The 17,578-nt window shown below is 42.4% G+C and carries 32 protein-coding genes; 2 read left to right on the top strand and 30 right to left on the bottom strand.

Annotated elements, in window-relative coordinates:
- Positions 1–7: 7 nt before the first annotated feature.
- From rplQ to thiD, 30 genes are all read right to left on the bottom strand, one after another.
- Positions 8–388: a 50S ribosomal protein L17 gene (rplQ, locus tag ACTW1R_RS01335; protein ID WP_003128038.1), complete on the bottom strand. Its 381-nt coding sequence runs from the start codon at positions 386–388 to the stop codon at positions 8–10.
- 70 nt (positions 389–458) lie between these two features.
- The gene (locus tag ACTW1R_RS01330) at positions 459–1,397 is read right to left on the bottom strand and encodes a DNA-directed RNA polymerase subunit alpha (protein ID WP_008376367.1); all 939 of its coding nucleotides are present in this window, start codon (positions 1,395–1,397) and stop codon (positions 459–461) included.
- A 79-nt stretch (positions 1,398–1,476) separates the two neighbouring features.
- A complete protein-coding gene (rpsK, locus tag ACTW1R_RS01325; RefSeq protein ID WP_005227104.1) occupies positions 1,477–1,866 on the bottom strand; it encodes a 30S ribosomal protein S11 in 390 nt (129 codons plus the stop codon).
- A gap of 27 nt (positions 1,867–1,893) precedes the next feature.
- Positions 1,894–2,259, bottom strand: a complete 366-nt coding sequence (gene rpsM / locus ACTW1R_RS01320; protein WP_005227102.1) for a 30S ribosomal protein S13 — start codon at positions 2,257–2,259, stop codon at positions 1,894–1,896.
- Positions 2,260–2,276: 17 nt separating this feature from the next.
- Positions 2,277–2,393: a 50S ribosomal protein L36 gene (gene rpmJ, locus ACTW1R_RS01315; protein WP_002288710.1), complete on the bottom strand. Its 117-nt coding sequence runs from the start codon at positions 2,391–2,393 to the stop codon at positions 2,277–2,279.
- Positions 2,394–2,425: 32 nt separating this feature from the next.
- A complete protein-coding gene (infA, locus tag ACTW1R_RS01310; protein WP_002288695.1) occupies positions 2,426–2,644 on the bottom strand; it encodes a translation initiation factor IF-1 in 219 nt (72 codons plus the stop codon).
- A 188-nt stretch (positions 2,645–2,832) separates the two neighbouring features.
- A complete protein-coding gene (locus tag ACTW1R_RS01305; protein WP_005227100.1) occupies positions 2,833–3,477 on the bottom strand; it encodes an adenylate kinase in 645 nt (214 codons plus the stop codon).
- Positions 3,478–3,537: 60 nt separating this feature from the next.
- On the bottom strand, positions 3,538–4,833 hold the full coding sequence (secY, locus tag ACTW1R_RS01300) for a preprotein translocase subunit SecY (RefSeq protein WP_087626778.1): 1,296 nt from the start codon (positions 4,831–4,833) through the stop codon (positions 3,538–3,540).
- Positions 4,833–5,273, bottom strand: coding sequence for a 50S ribosomal protein L15 (gene rplO, locus ACTW1R_RS01295; protein WP_003128016.1), 441 nt, complete (start codon positions 5,271–5,273; stop codon positions 4,833–4,835). Before rplO ends, secY begins: the two co-directional genes overlap by 1 nt.
- A 40-nt stretch (positions 5,274–5,313) precedes the next feature.
- Positions 5,314–5,493 carry a 50S ribosomal protein L30 gene (rpmD, locus tag ACTW1R_RS01290; protein WP_003128015.1) on the bottom strand — a complete coding sequence of 60 codons (180 nt, stop codon included), beginning with the start codon at positions 5,491–5,493 and terminating at the stop codon, positions 5,314–5,316.
- Between the two features lie 13 nt (positions 5,494–5,506).
- Positions 5,507–6,007, bottom strand: a complete 501-nt coding sequence (gene rpsE / locus ACTW1R_RS01285; protein WP_003128014.1) for a 30S ribosomal protein S5 — start codon at positions 6,005–6,007, stop codon at positions 5,507–5,509.
- A gap of 20 nt (positions 6,008–6,027) precedes the next feature.
- On the bottom strand, positions 6,028–6,384 hold the full coding sequence (gene rplR / locus ACTW1R_RS01280) for a 50S ribosomal protein L18 (protein WP_081118833.1): 357 nt from the start codon (positions 6,382–6,384) through the stop codon (positions 6,028–6,030).
- 57 nt (positions 6,385–6,441) lie between these two features.
- Positions 6,442–6,978: a 50S ribosomal protein L6 gene (rplF, locus tag ACTW1R_RS01275; protein WP_005227095.1), complete on the bottom strand. Its 537-nt coding sequence runs from the start codon at positions 6,976–6,978 to the stop codon at positions 6,442–6,444.
- Between the two features lie 31 nt (positions 6,979–7,009).
- The gene (rpsH, locus tag ACTW1R_RS01270; RefSeq protein WP_005227093.1) at positions 7,010–7,408 is read right to left on the bottom strand and encodes a 30S ribosomal protein S8; all 399 of its coding nucleotides are present in this window, start codon (positions 7,406–7,408) and stop codon (positions 7,010–7,012) included.
- A gap of 32 nt (positions 7,409–7,440) precedes the next feature.
- Entirely contained in the window at positions 7,441–7,626 is a 186-nt protein-coding gene (locus tag ACTW1R_RS01265; RefSeq protein ID WP_003128010.1) for a type Z 30S ribosomal protein S14, read from the bottom strand.
- A gap of 18 nt (positions 7,627–7,644) precedes the next feature.
- Positions 7,645–8,184, bottom strand: a complete 540-nt coding sequence (rplE, locus tag ACTW1R_RS01260; RefSeq protein WP_005227088.1) for a 50S ribosomal protein L5 — start codon at positions 8,182–8,184, stop codon at positions 7,645–7,647.
- A gap of 27 nt (positions 8,185–8,211) precedes the next feature.
- Complete coding sequence (gene rplX, locus ACTW1R_RS01255) at positions 8,212–8,523, bottom strand: 50S ribosomal protein L24 (protein ID WP_003128007.1); 312 nt, start codon at positions 8,521–8,523, stop codon at positions 8,212–8,214.
- 35 nt (positions 8,524–8,558) lie between these two features.
- The gene (rplN, locus tag ACTW1R_RS01250; protein WP_003128006.1) at positions 8,559–8,927 is read right to left on the bottom strand and encodes a 50S ribosomal protein L14; all 369 of its coding nucleotides are present in this window, start codon (positions 8,925–8,927) and stop codon (positions 8,559–8,561) included.
- Positions 8,928–8,987: 60 nt separating this feature from the next.
- Positions 8,988–9,254, bottom strand: a complete 267-nt coding sequence (rpsQ, locus tag ACTW1R_RS01245) for a 30S ribosomal protein S17 (protein WP_003128005.1) — start codon at positions 9,252–9,254, stop codon at positions 8,988–8,990.
- Positions 9,255–9,278: 24 nt separating this feature from the next.
- Positions 9,279–9,467 (bottom strand): 50S ribosomal protein L29, encoded by a 189-nt coding sequence (rpmC, locus tag ACTW1R_RS01240; RefSeq protein ID WP_002288664.1) that lies wholly within the window; start codon positions 9,465–9,467, stop codon positions 9,279–9,281.
- Positions 9,457–9,891: a 50S ribosomal protein L16 gene (gene rplP, locus ACTW1R_RS01235; RefSeq protein ID WP_005226918.1), complete on the bottom strand. Its 435-nt coding sequence runs from the start codon at positions 9,889–9,891 to the stop codon at positions 9,457–9,459. Before rplP ends, rpmC begins: the two co-directional genes overlap by 11 nt.
- Positions 9,892–9,893: 2 nt before the next feature.
- Positions 9,894–10,550 carry a 30S ribosomal protein S3 gene (rpsC, locus tag ACTW1R_RS01230; RefSeq protein ID WP_005226916.1) on the bottom strand — a complete coding sequence of 219 codons (657 nt, stop codon included), beginning with the start codon at positions 10,548–10,550 and terminating at the stop codon, positions 9,894–9,896.
- Between the two features lie 13 nt (positions 10,551–10,563).
- Positions 10,564–10,911, bottom strand: coding sequence for a 50S ribosomal protein L22 (gene rplV / locus ACTW1R_RS01225; protein ID WP_003127973.1), 348 nt, complete (start codon positions 10,909–10,911; stop codon positions 10,564–10,566).
- Between the two features lie 23 nt (positions 10,912–10,934).
- Entirely contained in the window at positions 10,935–11,213 is a 279-nt protein-coding gene (gene rpsS, locus ACTW1R_RS01220; RefSeq protein WP_005226914.1) for a 30S ribosomal protein S19, read from the bottom strand.
- Between the two features lie 42 nt (positions 11,214–11,255).
- Positions 11,256–12,089 carry a 50S ribosomal protein L2 gene (rplB, locus tag ACTW1R_RS01215; protein WP_005226912.1) on the bottom strand — a complete coding sequence of 278 codons (834 nt, stop codon included), beginning with the start codon at positions 12,087–12,089 and terminating at the stop codon, positions 11,256–11,258.
- Between the two features lie 39 nt (positions 12,090–12,128).
- On the bottom strand, positions 12,129–12,422 hold the full coding sequence (locus tag ACTW1R_RS01210; RefSeq protein WP_005226911.1) for a 50S ribosomal protein L23: 294 nt from the start codon (positions 12,420–12,422) through the stop codon (positions 12,129–12,131).
- The gene (rplD, locus tag ACTW1R_RS01205) at positions 12,422–13,045 is read right to left on the bottom strand and encodes a 50S ribosomal protein L4 (protein WP_005226910.1); all 624 of its coding nucleotides are present in this window, start codon (positions 13,043–13,045) and stop codon (positions 12,422–12,424) included. The genes ACTW1R_RS01210 and rplD overlap by 1 nt, the downstream gene beginning before the upstream one ends.
- 29 nt (positions 13,046–13,074) lie before the next feature.
- A complete protein-coding gene (gene rplC, locus ACTW1R_RS01200; protein ID WP_003127967.1) occupies positions 13,075–13,704 on the bottom strand; it encodes a 50S ribosomal protein L3 in 630 nt (209 codons plus the stop codon).
- A gap of 22 nt (positions 13,705–13,726) precedes the next feature.
- Positions 13,727–14,035: a 30S ribosomal protein S10 gene (gene rpsJ / locus ACTW1R_RS01195; protein WP_003127966.1), complete on the bottom strand. Its 309-nt coding sequence runs from the start codon at positions 14,033–14,035 to the stop codon at positions 13,727–13,729.
- Between the two features lie 341 nt (positions 14,036–14,376).
- Positions 14,377–15,207, bottom strand: a complete 831-nt coding sequence (gene thiD, locus ACTW1R_RS01190) for a bifunctional hydroxymethylpyrimidine kinase/phosphomethylpyrimidine kinase (protein WP_087626777.1) — start codon at positions 15,205–15,207, stop codon at positions 14,377–14,379.
- A 107-nt stretch (positions 15,208–15,314) separates the two neighbouring features.
- Between thiD and ACTW1R_RS01185 the strand changes: the two genes are divergently transcribed.
- Both ACTW1R_RS01185 and ACTW1R_RS01180 read left to right on the top strand, forming a co-directional pair.
- Positions 15,315–16,760 carry an aminotransferase-like domain-containing protein gene (locus ACTW1R_RS01185; protein WP_074934450.1) on the top strand — a complete coding sequence of 482 codons (1,446 nt, stop codon included), beginning with the start codon at positions 15,315–15,317 and terminating at the stop codon, positions 16,758–16,760.
- Entirely contained in the window at positions 16,744–17,469 is a 726-nt protein-coding gene (locus ACTW1R_RS01180; RefSeq protein ID WP_015508810.1) for a nitroreductase family protein, read from the top strand. Before ACTW1R_RS01185 ends, ACTW1R_RS01180 begins: the two co-directional genes overlap by 17 nt.
- The last annotated feature ends 109 nt before the right edge of the window (positions 17,470–17,578 follow it).

Genomic DNA, 17,578 nt, shown 5'->3' with positions numbered 1-17,578 from the left:
TGTGATTTTAAACAAGTTCTAGGATAACCATTGGTGCAGCATCTCCGCGTCTTGGTTCTGTTTTCAAGATACGAGTATATCCACCTTGGCGATCTGTGTAACGAGGAGCGATATCATTGAATAATTTTTGTAATGCTGATTCAATAACTACTTCTTCGTTTTCTTCACGTACACTTGCAACTTCATTACGAACGAATGCTGCTGCTTGACGACGTGCATGCAAATCACCACGTTTACCTAAAGTGATCATTTTTTCTGCAGTTGAACGAACTTCTTTCGCACGAGCTTCAGTCGTAACGATACGTTCGTTAATGAATAAATCAGTTGTCAAATCACGCAACATCGCTTTACGTTGGCTAGATGTGCGTCCTAGTTTACGATAACTCACGTGGTTTCCCTCCTTCACTTTCGAATGTTGTATCGGTCAGACGAACCGAACTAACGTAATCGAAAACGGTTTAATCGTCTTTACGTAGTCCTAAACCTAAATCATGTAATTTCACTTTGACCTCTTCAAGAGATTTACGGCCTAAGTTTCTTACTTTGATCATTTCTGGTTCAGATTTGTTTGTCAATTCTTGTACAGTATTGATTCCTGCACGTTTTAGACAGTTGTATGAACGAACAGATAAGTCTAATTCTTCGATCGTCATTTCCAACATTTTTTCTTTTTGTGTTTCTTCTTTTTCAACCATGATTTCAGCGTTTTTCGCTTCATCCGTTAGGTTAACAAAGATGTCTAAATGTTCAGTCATGATCTTCGCAGACAAACTCATTGCTTCCAATGGTTCGATTGAGCCATCAGTCCATATTTCCATCGTTAATTTGTCGAAATCATCCCGACGACCGACACGTGTGTTTTCTACTTGGTAGTTGACACGACGTACTGGTGTATAGATTGAATCGACTGGAAGAACGCCAATCGGCATGTCTTCTTTTTTGTTTTCGTCCGCTTGAACGTAGCCGCGGCCAGGTTTCACTGTTAAGCGAGCATGGAACGTAGCACCTTCAGAAACGGTACAGATATACATATCTTTGTTAAGGATTTCTACATCACTATCGACGATGATATCGCCAGCAGTTACTGTAGCAGGTCCTGAAATATCAATTTCAAGGGTCTTTTCTTCATCCCCGTACATTTTCAATGCAAGACCTTTAATATTCAAGATGATTTGAGCAACGTCTTCCCGAACACCCTTAACAGTTGAGAATTCGTGTAAAACTCCATCGATTTGAATATTGGTGATTGCCGCACCAGGTAAAGAAGATAATAAAATACGACGTAGGGAATTTCCTAGTGTAGTTCCGTAGCCTCTTTCAAGAGGTTCCACGATGAACTTGCCATAATCTTTGTCTTCATCAATCTTTGCGATTCTTGGTTTTTCGAATTCAATCATTCTTATCTATTACCCCTTTCAAAACGAAAAGTGTCTTGTTCAATGACGTATTTGTTACACTCAAAATGAGCAGCACTCATTAAACACGACGGCGTTTTGGAGGGCGGCATCCATTATGAGGGACTGGAGTCACGTCACGGATCGCACTCACTTCCAAACCTGCTGCTTGTAATGAACGAATTGCTGCTTCACGTCCAGAACCAGGTCCTTTAACTGTTACTTCAACAGTTCTTAATCCGTGTTCCATTGCTGCTTTGGTAGCTGTTTCTGCTGCCATTTGAGCGGCAAAAGGAGTAGATTTTTTGCTTCCTTTGAAACCTAATGAACCAGCTGATGACCATGCTAATGCATTACCATGAGTATCAGTGATCATTACGATTGTATTATTGAATGTTGAGTGAATATGTGCAATACCCGCTTCAATATTCTTTTTCACACGGCGTTTACGACTCACTTTTTTTGCTGCCATGAAGTTTTAACCTCCTTCACTTAGGAATTATTTTTTCTTGCCTGCGACTGTTTTAGACGGGCCTTTACGAGTACGTGCATTGTTTTTCGTGTTTTGTCCACGAACTGGCAATCCACGGCGATGACGGATTCCACGGTAAGAACCGATTTCCATCAATCGTTTGATGTTTAAGTTCACTTCACGACGAAGGTCACCTTCAACTTTTAATTTATCAACTTCCGCACGGATAGCATCTGTTTGTTCATTCGTTAAATCACGAACGCGAACTTCTTCAGACACGCCAGCGTCAGCTAAAATTTGTTTTGCAGTCGTGTTACCAATACCATAGATATAAGTAAGTGAAACGACCACACGTTTATCACGAGGAATATCTACTCCTGCAATACGAGCCATATTTGTTACACCTCCGATTATCCTTGACGTTGTTTATGTTTTGGATTTGCTGGGCAAATCACCATAACGCGTCCTTTACGACGAATTACTTTACAATGTTCGCACATTGGTTTTACTGATGGTCTTACTTTCATGATAATACCTCCTGTGGTTTTACGGAGTACAATTATTTAAAGCGATAAGTAATGCGGCCACGGTTCAGATCATACGGGGATAATTCCACCGTCACTTTGTCTCCAGGTAAAATACGAATGTAGTGCATCCGGATCTTACCAGAAACGGTCGCTAGAACTTGGTGTCCGTTTTCCAATTCTACTTTAAACATTGCATTCGGCAAAGTTTCGACGACTGTACCTTCGACTTCAATCATATCTTCTTTTGCCACGCACAGTACCTCCTTGTACTTGTGATTTTCACACGATAAAATGGCGGAAACTCGGTTCCCACCTGATATTCTCAAACTATGCTCCTACTTAATAAAAAGTAGAAGTCGGACTGACATATTCTATCATATCCTGTCAAAGATTTCAAGAGAAAGTTTTAAGCTGCAAGTTGGACTCGGGCAATCTATGATTAGTCAATGATCTTTTGAACATCTTCGAATACAGCGTCGATGTCGCGATCCCCATCAATCGATTGCAATAACCCTTTGTCTTTGTAATAAGTCAAAATTGGTTCACTGCTTTTGATATTGACAGCTAGACGATTTTTGACCGTCTCAGGCTTATCATCTTCACGTTGGTAGAAGTCATGACTTCCACAACGATCACATGTTCCTTCCTCTTTTGGAGGATTGAACAATTTATGATAAGTTGCCCCACAATTGCGGCACATGAAGCGGCCGGCTAAACGTTCTACAAGAACTTCTTCAGGAACATGAATATCAATAACGGCATCAAGTTTTTTGTTAAGGTCAGCTAGCATCTCATCTAACGCTTTTGCTTGATCCAATGTACGAGGAAAACCATCTAATAAGAAACCTTTCTCGGTATCAGGTTCAGCTAAACGTTCTTTAACGATCCCATTGGTAACCTCATCAGGAACTAATGCGCCTTGATCCATGTATGATTTTGCTTTAAGGCCTAGTTCTGTTTCGTTCGCCATCGCAGCCCGAAACATATCGCCTGTTGAAATATGAGGAAGACCGTATTCAGCAACGATACGTTCTGCCTGAGTACCTTTTCCAGCACCAGGTAATCCCATTAAAATGAAGTTCATTCTAATTCCTCCTGTAAGTTTTTGAATAGTGTTGAGGAAATCCTCAACACTTCAATAACTTTAATTGATGAAACCAGTATATTTCCGTTTCAGCATGAGCCCTTCTAACTGCTTGGCAGTATCAAGTGCCACACCGATAATGATCAATAGACTCGTTCCACCTAGACCGATCGATTGCGGTAGATTCCAAGCCATCTGAGCGATGATTGGAAGTAAAGCAACCAATCCTAAAAAGATCGATCCAACCGTGCTTAATCGCATCAACAAACGTGATACATATTCTTCGGTTCCTTTACCAGGACGCACACTCGGAATGTAACTTCCTTGTTTTTGCAAGTTTTCCGCTAATTTCTCAGGGTTCACTTGAACAAATGCGTAGAAGAAAGTAAACGCAACGATCAAGACAGTATAGATGATCGCACCCGGTACAGTGTTGTAACTAAAGATCGTTTGCACCACGTCGTACCAAGTTTCTCCTTTATATGAACTACCTAATGCTTGAATGATCGCATTTGGTGTTGTAATAAAAGAACTGGCAAAGATAACTGGGATAACCCCGGCAGCATTTACTTTCAAAGGAAGGTAACTGCTGGTAGGCGCTCCTGCTACCCGTTTTGTATATTGGATCGGAATCTTGCGTTCTGCTTGTTGAACATACGTTACTAAAGTAATGACGATCAACACAGCGATCACAAGCAGCGCCATAAAGATAGCATTTAGCCAGATATCCGATTGATCCACGTTAATGAAGTAATCTTCAATCAATTCTTTGATGCTTGCTGGTAAGCGTGAAATGATCCCTGCAAAGATGATCATTGACACACCGTTTCCGATACCACGCTCGGTGATCTGCTCTCCTAACCAAGTGACTAACATCGTTCCGGCTGTTAAAATCAGACCAATCACGATATAGGTTGCCATATTAGGATTGTTTACAAACCCGAGTTGAGTGTAATAGTTAAATCCAGCCGTTAATGTCATGGATTGAACAAAGCCCAATACCAACGTCAAGTAACGTGTTGCCTGATTTAGTTTCTTACGACCCACTTCACCTTGCTTCGACCATTCAACAAATTTAGGGACGATATCCATCTGCAACAACTGAATAACAATTGAGGCAGTGATGTAAGGCGAAACCCCCATCGAGAAAATCGAAAATTGTTGCATGGCGCCACCACTTACCAAGTTTAACATGTTTAAAAATGGTAGATCTGCGATGGTATTTAGGCGACTTGCGTCTACGCCTGGCACAGTAATATGTGTTCCCAGACGAAAGACAAACAAGATTAAGACGGTGAACAATATTCTGGATCTAATATCCTTAACCTTAAAGGCATCCTTCAATAGTCTGATCATTAGATCACCTCGATTGATCCACCAGCAGCAACGATTGCTTCTTCAGCTGCTTTTGAGAATTTAGCTGCTTTCACAGTCAATTTCTTCGTTAATTCTCCGTTAGCTAATACTTTGATTCCAGCTTTTTCGTCTTTGACGATTCCAGCTTCGTGTAAAGCAACAGGTGTTACTTCAGCACCGTCTTCAAAGCGGTTCAAGACATCAAGATTGATGACTGCATATTCTTTGCGGTTCACATTTGTAAAGCCACGTTTTGGTAAACGACGGAACAATGGTGTTTGTCCACCTTCGAATCCTAGACGTACTCCGCCGCCTGAACGAGCTTTTTGACCTTTTTGTCCACGTCCAGCTGTTTTACCGTTACCAGATGAAGTTCCTCGACCGACACGGTTACGTACTTGGCGTGAGCCTTCTGATGGTTTTAATTCATGAAGTTTCATAGGTTTGGCACCTCCTTAATCAAACTAGATCTGCTGATCCTTAGACCTCTTCAACGTCCACTAAGTGAGAAACAGTGTTAACCATGCCTTTGATTGCATCATTAGCAGGTTTTACAACTGTTGAATTCAACTTTGTAAGACCTAACGCTTTAACAGTATCACGTTGGTTTTGGGGACGTCCGATAATACTGCGTTTTAAAGTAATTTTCAATTCAGCCATTATAGTGTCCTCCTTAACCGATTAATTCTTCTACTGATTTGCCGCGAAGTGCTGCCACTTCTTCAGCGCGTTTTAATTGTTTTAAACCTTCAACTGTTGCGCGAACAACGTTGATTGGTGTGTTAGAACCTAAAGATTTAGATGTGATATCAGCTACCCCAGCTAATTCCAATACGGCACGAACTGGTCCACCAGCAGCTACCCCAGAACCTTCTACAGCAGGTTTCATAAGGATGCGTCCGCCGCCGAATACACCGATAACTTCGTGAGGGATTGTAGAACCAACCATTGGTACTTCCACCAAGTTTTTCTTCGCGTCTTCGATTGCTTTACGGATTGCTTCTGGTACTTCTTGTGCTTTACCAGTACCGAAACCTACGTGTCCGTTTTTGTCACCGACAACAACTAATGCAGCAAAACGTAGACGACGTCCACCTTTAACAACTTTAGTTACACGGTTGATCGCAACAACGCGGTCTTCTAATTCCAAATGTTTTGGATCAATATAAACCATGAATGGTGTTCCTCCTTCTCTTAAAATTCCAGTCCATTTTCGCGAGCTGCTTCAGCTAAAGCTGCTACACGGCCATGGTAAAGGTATCCACCACGGTCAAAGACTACTTCTTTAATACCTTTTGCTGCTGCACGTTCTGCGACTAATTTACCGACAGCTTGTGCTTGTTCAGTTTTTGTTGCACCTGAAACTTCTTTGTCTAAGGCAGAGGCACTTGCTAGCGTCACACCCGCTACGTCATCAATTACTTGTGCGTAGATGTTTTTGTTCGAACGGAACACGTTTAAGCGTGGGCACTCAGCAGTACCAGAGATTTTGTTACGTACACGACGATGTCTTTTCTGACGTGTCTTGTTTTTATCTGGTTTTGTAATCACAATTTGTCACCTCTTTTAATTTTGCTAGCCTAAGCTGCTAGTCGTAAAGAATTACGACTATTTACCAGTTTTACCTTCTTTACGGCGTACAAATTCGCCAACATAACGAATTCCTTTGCCTTTATAAGGTTCTGGAGGACGAACGCCACGGATATTGGCAGCCAATTCGCCAACGACTTCTTTATCTGATCCTTTAACGATCACAGAAGTGTTTGAAGGAACTTCGATTTCGATTCCAGCTGGCGCTTCGATTTCAACTGGATGAGAGTAACCAACGTTCAATACAAGTTTTTTCCCTTGTAATTGAGCACGGTACCCAACCCCGATTAATTCTAACGCTTTTTGGAAACCTTCAGAAACACCAACAACCATGTTGTTGAAGTTTGCACGGGTAGTTCCGTGGATAGTTTTCATTTCTTTACTATCATTTGGACGAGTGAATGTTACTTCGTTTCCTTCGATATTCATTGTGATATCAGAAGAGAAAGTACGTGTTAATTCACCTTTAGGTCCTTTAACTGTAATGTCGTTTCCGTTTTGCTTGATTTCAACACCAGCAGGAAGAACGACGATCTTATTACCGATACGACTCACTTAGAGGCACCTCCTTGTGGAATATTTTAAATTACCATACATAAGCGACTACTTCGCCGCCAACATTTTTTGCTCTAGCTTCTTTGTCAGTGATTACACCGTCAGAAGTTGAGATAATCGCGATTCCTAGACCATTCAATACTTTTGGTACTTCGTCAGCTTTGACATAAGCACGCAAGCCTGGTTTAGAGATACGTTTTAAGTTTGTGATAACACGTTCACCGTTTTTACCGTATTTAAGAAATACGCGGATCACGCCTTGTTTGTCATCTTCAATGTATTCAACATCGCGGACGAAACCTTCACGTTTCAAGATTTCAGCGATATCACGTTTGATTTTTGAAGCAGGTACTTCTAGGCTTTCGTGTTTAACCATGTTTGCGTTACGCACGCGCGTTAGAAAATCTGCAATTGGATCTGTCATGACCATGGGATAATTTACCTCCTTTATGCGAGTATAGTTTACCAGCTAGCTTTCTTCACGCCGGGAATTTGTCCTTTATAGGCAAGTTCGCGGAAGCAAATACGGCAAAGATGAAATTTACGATAAACTGAATGTGGACGTCCGCAACGTTCACAACGAGTGTATTCTTGCGTTGAGAATTTAGCAGGGCGTTTGTTTTTAGCAATCATTGATTTTTTAGCCACGTAGTTCGCCTCCTTTTTTTATTTTTGGAATGGCATGCCTAATTGTGTCAACAATTCACGAGATTCTTCATCTGTGTTTGCTGTTGTTACAATCACGATATCCATACCACGTACTTTGTCGATCAAATCATAATCTACTTCAGGGAAAATCAATTGTTCTTTGATACCTAAAGTGTAGTTTCCGCGTCCGTCGAACGCTTTTTTGCTCACACCGTGGAAGTCACGGACACGTGGCAATGACACACTTACTAGTTTATCTAAGAATTCATACATTCTTTCGCCGCGTAGTGTTACTTTCGCACCGATTGGCATTCCTTCACGTAAACGGAATCCTGCGATAGATTTTTTCGCTTTTGTGATCAATGGTTTTTGACCTGAGATCAATTGTAATTCTTCAACAGCTTTGTCTAAGTTTTTAGCATTAGAAACAGCGTCACCGACACCCATGTTGATAACGATTTTATCAACTTTTGGTGCTTCCATGATTGAGCTGTAGTTAAATTTGTCCATTAATGATGGGACAACTTCTTTTGAATATTTTTCTTTAAGGCGGTTCATCTGTTAGCCCCTCCTTCCTTCATCAGATTATTTATCAAGAACTTCTCCGGTTTTCTTAGAAACGCGGACTTTTTTGCCGTCAACTTCTTTGTAACCGACACGCGTAGCTTCACCGTTCGATGGATCAACCACCATCACGTTAGAAACATGAATTGGTGCTTCCATTTCAACGATTCCGCCTTGAGGAGCAGTTTGAGAAGGTTTTTGGTGTTTTTTGACAACATTGACACCTTCAACAACGACTTTGTCTTTTTTAGGAAACGCTGCTAGCACAACGCCTTCTTTGTTTTTGTCTTTACCAGTGATAACTTTAACTTTATCGCCTTTTTTAACAAACATGTTTGTTTCGCACCTCCTTTAGATAAGAATCACTATTACAATACTTCTGGTGCTAGGGAAACGATCTTCATAAAGTTGCCTTCACGCAATTCGCGGGCAACTGGGCCAAAGATACGAGTTCCACGAGGGCTCTTATCGTCACGGATAATAACCGCAGCATTTTCATCGAATTTGATGTATGAACCGTCTGTACGACGAGCTCCTGATTTAGTACGAACGATAACGGCTTTAACGACGTCACCTTTTTTGACAACCCCACCTGGCGTTGCTTGTTTAACCGTAGCAACAATCACGTCACCAATATTGGCAGTTTTACGACCAGATCCGCCAAGGACTTTGATCGTTAGAATTTCACGGGCACCTGAGTTGTCCGCCACTCTTAATCGGCTTTCTGCTTGGATCACGATGTGTATCCTCCTTTCAGATTTTGCAATTCACAATCTATATAGGAAAATCTCGTGTGATTAGATAATCACTGCCTTTTCAACAATCTCTACTAGACGGAAACGTTTCGTAGCTGATAATGGACGAGTTTCCATAATTTTCACGATATCGCCAACTTTTGCTTCGTTGTTTTCATCGTGTGCTTTGTATTTCTTAGAATAGTTCAGACGTTTGCCGTAGATAGGGTGGTTTTTCTTTGTTTCAACGACAACAGTGATAGTTTTATCCATTTTGTCTGATACCACGCGACCTTGGTAAACTTTGCGTTGATTTCTTTCTTCAGTCATACGCTAAATGGCCTCCTTCCACTATTACTTAGCTTGTTCACGCAATACTGTTTTAATGCGTGCAATCGATTTACGTACTTCTTTGATACGTGCAGTGTTTTCTAATTGACCTGTTGCTAATTGGAATCTAAGATTGAACAATTCTTCTTTCAATTGTTTTTCTTGATCTAGCATTTCGGCAGTGGTTAATTCTCTGATTTCTTTAACCTTCATTCGATTCACCACCCATTTCCTCACGTTTTACGATCTTCGTTTTCACTGGTAATTTGTGAGAAGCAAGACGTAGCGCTTCGCGCGCAACTTCTTCAGGTACACCGGCAATTTCAAACATGATTTTACCACGTTTAACTGGTGATACCCATCCTTCAGGAGCCCCTTTACCAGAACCCATACGTACCCCGATAGCTTTGGCAGTATAAGATTTGTGAGGGAAAATTTTGATCCATACTTTCCCGCCACGTTTCATATAACGAGTCATTGCGATACGGGCAGCTTCGATTTGACGGTTTGTGATCCAGTGTGATTCAACAGCTTGTAAGCCGTATTCACCGAATGCTACTTCTTTTCCGCCTTTCGCTTCGCCACGCATTTTTCCGCGGAACTCACGACGGTGTTTTACACGTTTAGGTACTAACATGTTTATTTCCCTCCTTTCTCAGTGTTCTTTTTAGTTGGAAGAACTTCTCCACGATAAATCCACACTTTAACTCCTAGTTTGCCGTATGTTGTATCTGCTTCTTCCCATGCGTAATCAATGTCCGCACGTAATGTATGAAGTGGAACGGTTCCTTCTGAGTAACCTTCTGAACGAGCGATATCCGCACCATTTAGACGGCCAGAAACTTGTGTTTTGATTCCTTTAGCGCCAGAACGCATTGTGCGTTGGATCGCTTGTTTTTGAGCACGACGGAAAGCAACACGGTTTTCTAATTGACGTGCGATTCCTTCGCCTACTAATTTAGCATCTAAATCTGGTTTTTTGATTTCAACGATGTTGATGTGAACTCGTTTGCCAGTTAGGCTATTTAATTCTTTTCTTAGGTTTTCGACTTCAGATCCGCCTTTACCGATAACCATACCTGGTTTAGCTGTGTGGATTGAAATATTCACGCGGTTTGCTGCACGCTCGATCTCAACTGTAGACACAGCGGCATCAGCAAGTTTAGATGCGATAAATTTACGGATTTTCAAATCTTCATGTAGAAATTCAGCATACTCTTTTTCAGCATACCATTTAGCATCCCAGTCACGGATGATGCCTACACGCATTCCAATTGGATGTACTTTTTGACCCACTGATTGTCCCTCCTTATTTTTCTGATACGACTACAGTAATATGACTTGTACGTTTGTTGATCGGTGAAGCTGAACCTTTCGCACGTGGACGGAAACGTTTCATCGTTGGTCCTTCGTTTACGAATGCTTCAGAAACAATCAAGTTTTCAACATCTAAGTCAAAATTATTTTCTGCATTGGCAATAGCTGACATCAAGACTTTCTCGATGATTCCAGCTGCTTTGTTTGGTGTGAACTTTAAGATCGCGATTGCTTCAGCAACGCTTTTCCCTCTGATTAAGTCAATAACTAGACGAGATTTACGAGGAGAAACGCGGACTGTTTTAGCAGTTGCTTTCGCTGATGTGATTTGTTCTGCCATTTTTGGATATCCTCCCCTCAAAATTAGCGTCTTGTTTTCTTATCATCGGCAGCATGTCCGCGATAAGTTCTTGTTGGTGCAAATTCACCTAATTTGTGTCCTACCATGTCTTCTTGGATGTAAACTGGTACATGTTTCCGTCCATCATACACAGCAATTGTAAATCCGATAAAATTAGGGAAAATTGTAGAACGACGTGACCAAGTTTTGATCACTTTTTTCTTTTCAGCGCCTTCTTGTGCTTCGACCTTTTTCATCAAATGGTCATCGACAAAAGGTCCTTTTTTCAAACTACGACCCATGGTGTACCTCCTCTCAAAATGTGCGACACACGGTCAAGTATATTACTTAGTTTTACGACGACGAACGATAAGTTTGTCTGATTTTGCTTTTTTGTTACGTGTTTTGTAACCAAGTGCAGGTTGTCCCCAAGGAGAAACTGGTGCTTTACGTCCGATTGGTGCTTTACCTTCACCACCACCGTGTGGGTGATCATTAGGGTTCATTACGCTACCACGTACAGTTGGGCGTTTGCGCATCCAACGAGAACGACCGGCTTTACCGATGTTGATCAATTCGTGTTGTTCATTACCAACAGAACCGATTGTTGCACGACATGATGCTAAGATCATCCGTACTTCACCAGAGTTCAAGCGGATCAATACGTATTTGCCTTCTTTACCAAGTACTTGAGCACTTGTTCCAGCTGAACGAATCAATTGTCCACCTTTACCAGGTTTCATTTCGATGTTGTGGATAACAGTACCGACTGGAATGTTTTCTAGTGGTAATGCATTCCCTACTTTAATATCTGCATCTGGACCAGAAACGACAGTCATGCCAACTTCTAATCCTTTAGGTGCTAAGATGTATGCTTTTACTCCATCCTCGTAATGTACTAACGCAATGTTAGCAGAACGGTTTGGATCATATTCAATCGTTTTAACCGTAGCAACGACGTTGTCTTTGTTACGTTTGAAATCGATCAAACGGTATTGACGTTTGTGACCGCCACCTTGATGACGAACCGTGATACGTCCGTTGTTGTTACGACCAGCATTGTTTTTCAAAGGAGCTAACAATGTTTTTTCTGGTGTTGAAGTTGTGATTTCAGCGAAATCAGAACTTGTCATATTACGACGGCCGTTCGTGGTAGGTTTGTACTTTTTAATCGCCACGTCTTTTTCCCTCCCATGTAAAGTTTATGCGTGAGTTGCTTATTCAGCAGCTTCGAAAATTTGGATTTCTTTAGAATCTTCAGTTAAAGTCACAACAGCTTTGCGACGTTTTTTTGTATATCCTGCATATTTACCCATGCGTTTGAATTTCGGACGAACGTTGATGATGTTCACGTTTGCCACTTTCACTCCGTCAAAGGCAGCTTCTACAGCTTGTTTTACTAAAGTTTTGTTAGCTTTTGTGTCCACTTCAAAAGTGTATTTCTTGTCATCCATGGCAAGCATTGATTTTTCAGTGATCACTGGGCGTTTAATAACGTCTAGTAAGTTCATTATGCAAGCACCTCCTCGATCTGAGTAAGAGCAGTTTGTGTCACTAACATTTTGTCGTTAGAAACGATGTCTAAAACACTAATGTTATCAGCAGTAACTACAGAAACTTTTGGCAAGTTGCGCGCAGATAAAGCGGCAAAGTCGTTTTCAGATTCTAAAACTACCAATACTTTAGAGTCAATTGTCAAGTTAGCTAAAACTTGTTTGAATTCTTTTGTTTTTGGAGCATCAAAGCTTAATCCTTCTACTGCTACCAAGTTATTTGAAGCAACTTTTTCTGACAATACAGATTTCATTGCTAAGCGACGAACTTTTTTAGGAAGTTTGTAGCTGTATGAACGTGGTGTTGGTCCGAAGACTACGCCACCTCCACGCCATTGTGGTGAACGGATTGAACCTTGACGGGCACGTCCAGTTCCTTTTTGGCGCCATGGTTTACGGCCACCGCCACGAACGGCACTGCGGTTTTTCACAGCGTGTGTTCCTTGTCTTAATGAAGCGCGTTGCATGATGATCGCATCATAGACAACTGATTCATTTGGTTCGATTCCGAAGATTTCTTCGTTCAATGTAATTTCGCCATTTTGGCTTCCATCTTGTTTGAATAATGCTACATTCGGCATTCCTTAGTTCCTCCTTTCTTCCTATCTACTTATTTAGCTTTCACAGCTGATTTGATTGTAATCAATGATTTTTTCGCGCCAGGTACATTACCTTTGATCAAGATAACGTTGCGTTCTGCGTCTACGCGTACGATTTCCAAGTTTTGGATCGTGATGCGATTTCCGCCCATACGTCCAGCAAGACGTTTGTTTTTGAATACACGGTTAGGTGCAACTGGACCCATTGATCCAGGACGACGGTGGTAACGAGAACCGTGAGCCATTGGTCCGCGGCTTTGTCCGTGACGTTTGATAACGCCTTGGAATCCTTTACCTTTCGAAGTGCCGGTTACATCGATGATGTCTCCTGCTTCAAAAATATCAACTTTGATTTCTGATCCTACTTCTAAGCCCTCTAGCTCTACATTCTTGAATTCGCGAATGAAGCGCTTAGGAGCCGTGTTTGCTTTTGCAACATGACCTTTCGCAGGTTTGTTAGACAAAACTTCACGCATATCTTGGTAGCCGACTTGAATTGCTTCGTAGCCGTCATTTTCGATTGTTTTCACTTGTAGCACTACGTTTGGTGTAGCTTCTACTACAGTTACTGGAATCAATTCGCCAGATTCAGTGAAGATTTGAGTCATTCCCACTTTTTTCCCTAAGATTCCTTTGGTCATGATTACACCTCCATCTTAATTATTATAGTTTGATTTCGATATTAACACCGCTTGGCAAGTCTAGCTTCATTAAAGCATCAACAGTTTTTGGTGTTGGATTCACAATGTCGATTAGACGTTTGTGTGTACGCATTTCGAATTGTTCGCGTGAATCTTTGTATTTGTGCGTCGCACGGATGATCGTGTACAAGCTGCGTTCAGTTGGTAATGGAATTGGACCAGATACGCCAGCTCCAGTTCTCTTTGCAGTTTCTACGATTTTATCCGCTGATTGATCTAAAATACGATGTTCATACGCTTTTAAACGGATACGAATTTTTTGTTTTGCCATTGTTTTCCCTCCTTCGCCTATTTTGAAAAGTAGACATAGCTCCACGAAAATTTTCCGTCACGCTCGTCCATGGCAAAGCGTCCGGGCGTGTCGCAACCTCTCGTTTCGTAGCCGGCAGAAAATTTCTTTGCTGCCAGTGTGACTTACGTATTTACGTAAACAGCACCTTTATGATTATATTACGGATAAACATTGATTGCAAGCTTTTTTTATGGAAAAACCGGGATTCTTTTGCATTTCTTTCAGAAAATTTTCTTTTGGTTTCGTAACACAAAAAAAGAAGCGTTGACCGCTTCTTTTAAGCACTTCTTCATTTCCCATTTATTATAGAAGAAAACCTGCTATTGCGGCGCTTCCTCCTGCATACGGTCTTGGGCGTGGGTATAGGCACCATGCCACACATGACCCACATAAGGATTGATCACCACTCCTTCTTTGATTGCCGCTGTGACAAAGGCTTTCGCTAACCGAACGCTTTCCACGACGGGTTTGTCTTTTGCAAGACCAGCAGCGATCGCAGCTGAAAAGGCGCAGCCTGCCCCGTGATTGAAATCGGTAGCGATTTTTTCACTTTCTAACAAGAGGAAGGATTGCCCATCATAAACGAGGTCAACGGCTTTTGCTCCTGGCAAGCGATGCCCCCCTTTGATCACGACGTATTTAGCACCTAATTCATGGATTTTTTCAGCAGCTTGCTTCATGGCCTCCACACTCGTCAAATCACCCAAACCTGAAAGAATCCCCGCTTCTACTAAATTAGGGGTGACAACATCTGCTAACGGCAACAAATGCGTGATGATGGCATCGACGCTTTTTGGCTGTAAGATTTCTGCAGTCCCTTTGCAAGCAATGACAGGATCGATCACCACATTTTTGACTTGCTGCTGTTGGATCATCTGCGCAGCTTGGACAATATTGTCTTCATTGCCTAACATGCCCGTTTTCAGAGCATCCATCGGATCACCTGCAAAAGCAGCGATCAATTGTTTTTCGACAAGCGCTGTTTCCATCGCTGTTACTTCATGGCTCCAACCTGCTTGTGGGTCCATCGTGACGATCGAAGCGATCGTGGCAAAACCAAAGACACCATATTCCTGAAATGTTTTTAAATCTGCTTCGATACCGGCACCTCCGGTTGAATCTGACCCAGCAATTGATAGGACTTTTTCCATCTTCCTCATCTCCTTGTGCTTTTTGCTAAGTATAGTCAATCTTCCCCTTGACGAAAAGAGCCATTTGGCTTATTTTTAAACCATCCAATTGAAAAAGGTGGTGCAGGATGGCTTCATCAAGTATCGACAAACAGAAGAAACAACCGATTTACCAGCAGATCGTGACTCATTTTATCGAAGAGATCCAAGCGGGAATCTATGGACCTGGGGATCGTTTGCCACCAGAGCGCAGCCTCGCCCAGACTTTTGGCGTCAATCGTTCCACCGTCGTCAAAGCGTTAGATGAATTAAAAAGCTTAGGATGGATCGAACGAAAACAAGGCAGCGGCTCTCGTGTATTGGAAGGCCGTTGGGGGAACCGCCAAACGCCACTTTCTTATTTGCGCTCGTCTTTAAGCAGCCCTTATCTGCAGCAAGACCCTTACGTTCAACAGATTCAGCATTTGCGCACCGAGAAGGATGTGCTGGATCTGTACACAGGTGATCTACCTGCCGATCTGATCCCCGATTTCACGTTTCCTGCCTTTACCTGGGAAGAGATTCGCAAGGAAAGCACCAAAGTATTACCGACGGGTTATGAACCTTTGCAAGAAATCTTATTGCAGCACCTTGCTGATTCCTTCAATTTGCCCACCAACGGACAAAAACTAGTGATCACTGCTGGATCGACACAAGGAATCACCTTGCTAATGCAAGTCTTATTGCATGCGGGGGATTGTATCGCGACAGAGGACCCTTCTTTCTTGTTCTCTCTCCCCTTGTTTTCCACGATGAATGTCCAGCTGATCGGGATCAAGCAAGATAGCGAAGGGATGCGGCCTGCGGCATTGGAAAAAGTGTTGAAGGAAAAGAAGATCAAATTCGTCTATCTGAATCCCACCTTCCAAAATCCAACGGGTCATACTATGAGTGACCATCGGCGCCAAGCGATCATCCGCCTTTGCCAGACCTACCAAGTACCGATCATAGAAGACGATGTTTTTAGCGAGTTGGCTTTTGAGAAAGTACCGCCCAAGCTAAAATCCATGGCTCCCGAAACCGTCATTTATTTAGGTTCGCTTTCCAAATTACTAGGATCATCCATCAAAATCGGCTGGCTTTTGGTGCCAGAAGCGTTAGCCGACCAATTTGCCCAAGCGAAAAAACGGATGGCGATCGATACCACGATCTTCCCGCAAGTCCTTGCCAACATCGCCTTACGCTCCTTTGATTACCACCAGCAACAGCGGACACTGCTTGCAGAAATGGCCCAGCGTCAGCAAGACTTACTCCAACTCTTGCAGGCATTTCAGGAGGATTGGCAATGGCAGCCGACGAAAGGTGGTCTTTACCTGTGGTTGACTTGGCGTCACCGCACATTGACTCGCAAAGATTGGGCACTCTTTTTGGCGAACGATTGCTTAGTAGCACCTGCGTTTCTTTTCAGTAACGATACGAATGGCTTGCGTTTGAACTATACCCGCTTAGCCAAAGATGATTTACCGCGATTTCAAGAACGATTCACAAAAATCACCCAACAGTTAAAGGAGCAAACCTATGAACGAAACCATTGAGCTTTTACACAACCACCGCACTTACCGACAATTTGATCCTGACTACCGCTTGAGCCAAGAGCAAGTAACCGCGATTTTGACTGCGGCTCGTCAAGCACCTAGCTGGATGAACGGGCAAGCCTATTCGATCTTAGTGATCGACGACCCGCAGATTCGCCAACAAATGGTCGAATGGAATCCTGGCAATCCTCATATCGCAGCAAGTTCACTCTTTCTGCTATTCTTAGCTGATTTAAACCGAACCAAAAAAGTTGCTGACGAAAAACAGACTCCCTATCCAATCGATGAGGGCTATCAGCCATTATTGATCGCCACAACTGATGCCAGCATCGCTTTGCAATCTGGTGCGATCGCTGCTGAATCACTGGGCTTAGGCACCGTCATTTCCGGCAGTGTCCGCAAAGACAGCGCCAAAATCGCTGAATTGTTGCACTTACCAGAATATGTCTATCCTGTGGCTGGTTTGAGCATCGGTAAACCAATCGTAGAAATGAAGGTCAAACCTCGCTTGCCAGAAGAAGCGGTCATTCATTACAACCATTATCAGGACTATTCTTATGAGGCGATCGAAGCGTACGATCAAACGATGACTGCTTTTGGAGAAGCCCGCGAGACCAAACCATGGTCAGAAAAATTCGCTGGCTTTTACAGCAATCGTCCTGACCAAGGATTTGACGCCTTCTTGAAGAAGCAAAATCTAATAAAATAAAAAGCACCGCTCTCTTTAGCTTCGATGAACCGTAACGGATTCATCCACGCTAGAAAGAGCGGCTTTTTTTCTACAAGAGTCAAAAAAAGAGCAAAAGCGCGTACGCTTT

This window comes from Enterococcus sp. R12, assembly GCF_058135755.1.
Note: the sequence above shows the minus strand (reverse complement) of the source record. Positions and strands in the feature narration are given on the sequence as shown.

Coding starts and splice junctions, on each gene's coding strand:
- rplC (WP_003127967.1), bottom strand. CDS start 13,704: ATGACCAAAGGAATCTTAGGGAAAAAAGTGGGAATGACTCAAATCTTC.
- ACTW1R_RS01305 (WP_005227100.1), bottom strand. CDS start 3,477: ATGAACTTCATTTTAATGGGATTACCTGGTGCTGGAAAAGGTACTCAG.
- rpsQ (WP_003128005.1), bottom strand. CDS start 9,254: ATGACTGAAGAAAGAAATCAACGCAAAGTTTACCAAGGTCGCGTGGTA.
- rpmC (WP_002288664.1), bottom strand. CDS start 9,467: ATGAAGGTTAAAGAAATCAGAGAATTAACCACTGCCGAAATGCTAGAT.
- secY (WP_087626778.1), bottom strand. CDS start 4,833: ATGATCAGACTATTGAAGGATGCCTTTAAGGTTAAGGATATTAGATCC.
- rplO (WP_003128016.1), bottom strand. CDS start 5,273: ATGAAACTTCATGAATTAAAACCATCAGAAGGCTCACGCCAAGTACGT.
- rpsJ (WP_003127966.1), bottom strand. CDS start 14,035: ATGGCAAAACAAAAAATTCGTATCCGTTTAAAAGCGTATGAACATCGT.
- ACTW1R_RS01210 (WP_005226911.1), bottom strand. CDS start 12,422: ATGAACTTACTAGACGTTATTAAACGCCCAGTGATCACTGAAAAATCA.
- rplV (WP_003127973.1), bottom strand. CDS start 10,911: ATGGCAGAACAAATCACATCAGCGAAAGCAACTGCTAAAACAGTCCGC.
- rplE (WP_005227088.1), bottom strand. CDS start 8,184: ATGAACCGCCTTAAAGAAAAATATTCAAAAGAAGTTGTCCCATCATTA.
- rpmD (WP_003128015.1), bottom strand. CDS start 5,493: ATGGCTGAATTGAAAATTACTTTAAAACGCAGTATTATCGGACGTCCC.
- rpsK (WP_005227104.1), bottom strand. CDS start 1,866: ATGGCAGCAAAAAAAGTGAGTCGTAAACGCCGTGTGAAAAAGAATATT.
- rplD (WP_005226910.1), bottom strand. CDS start 13,045: ATGCCGAATGTAGCATTATTCAAACAAGATGGAAGCCAAAATGGCGAA.
- ACTW1R_RS01180 (WP_015508810.1), top strand. CDS start 16,744: ATGAACGAAACCATTGAGCTTTTACACAACCACCGCACTTACCGACAA.
- ACTW1R_RS01330 (WP_008376367.1), bottom strand. CDS start 1,397: ATGATTGAATTCGAAAAACCAAGAATCGCAAAGATTGATGAAGACAAA.
- rpsE (WP_003128014.1), bottom strand. CDS start 6,007: ATGGTTTATATTGATCCAAAACATTTGGAATTAGAAGACCGCGTTGTT.
- rplP (WP_005226918.1), bottom strand. CDS start 9,891: ATGTTAGTACCTAAACGTGTAAAACACCGTCGTGAGTTCCGCGGAAAA.
- thiD (WP_087626777.1), bottom strand. CDS start 15,207: ATGGAAAAAGTCCTATCAATTGCTGGGTCAGATTCAACCGGAGGTGCC.
- rpsH (WP_005227093.1), bottom strand. CDS start 7,408: ATGGTCATGACAGATCCAATTGCAGATTTTCTAACGCGCGTGCGTAAC.
- rpmJ (WP_002288710.1), bottom strand. CDS start 2,393: ATGAAAGTAAGACCATCAGTAAAACCAATGTGCGAACATTGTAAAGTA.
- ACTW1R_RS01185 (WP_074934450.1), top strand. CDS start 15,315: ATGGCTTCATCAAGTATCGACAAACAGAAGAAACAACCGATTTACCAG.
- rplX (WP_003128007.1), bottom strand. CDS start 8,523: ATGTTTGTTAAAAAAGGCGATAAAGTTAAAGTTATCACTGGTAAAGAC.
- rpsM (WP_005227102.1), bottom strand. CDS start 2,259: ATGGCTCGTATTGCAGGAGTAGATATTCCTCGTGATAAACGTGTGGTC.
- rpsS (WP_005226914.1), bottom strand. CDS start 11,213: ATGGGTCGTAGTTTGAAAAAAGGACCTTTTGTCGATGACCATTTGATG.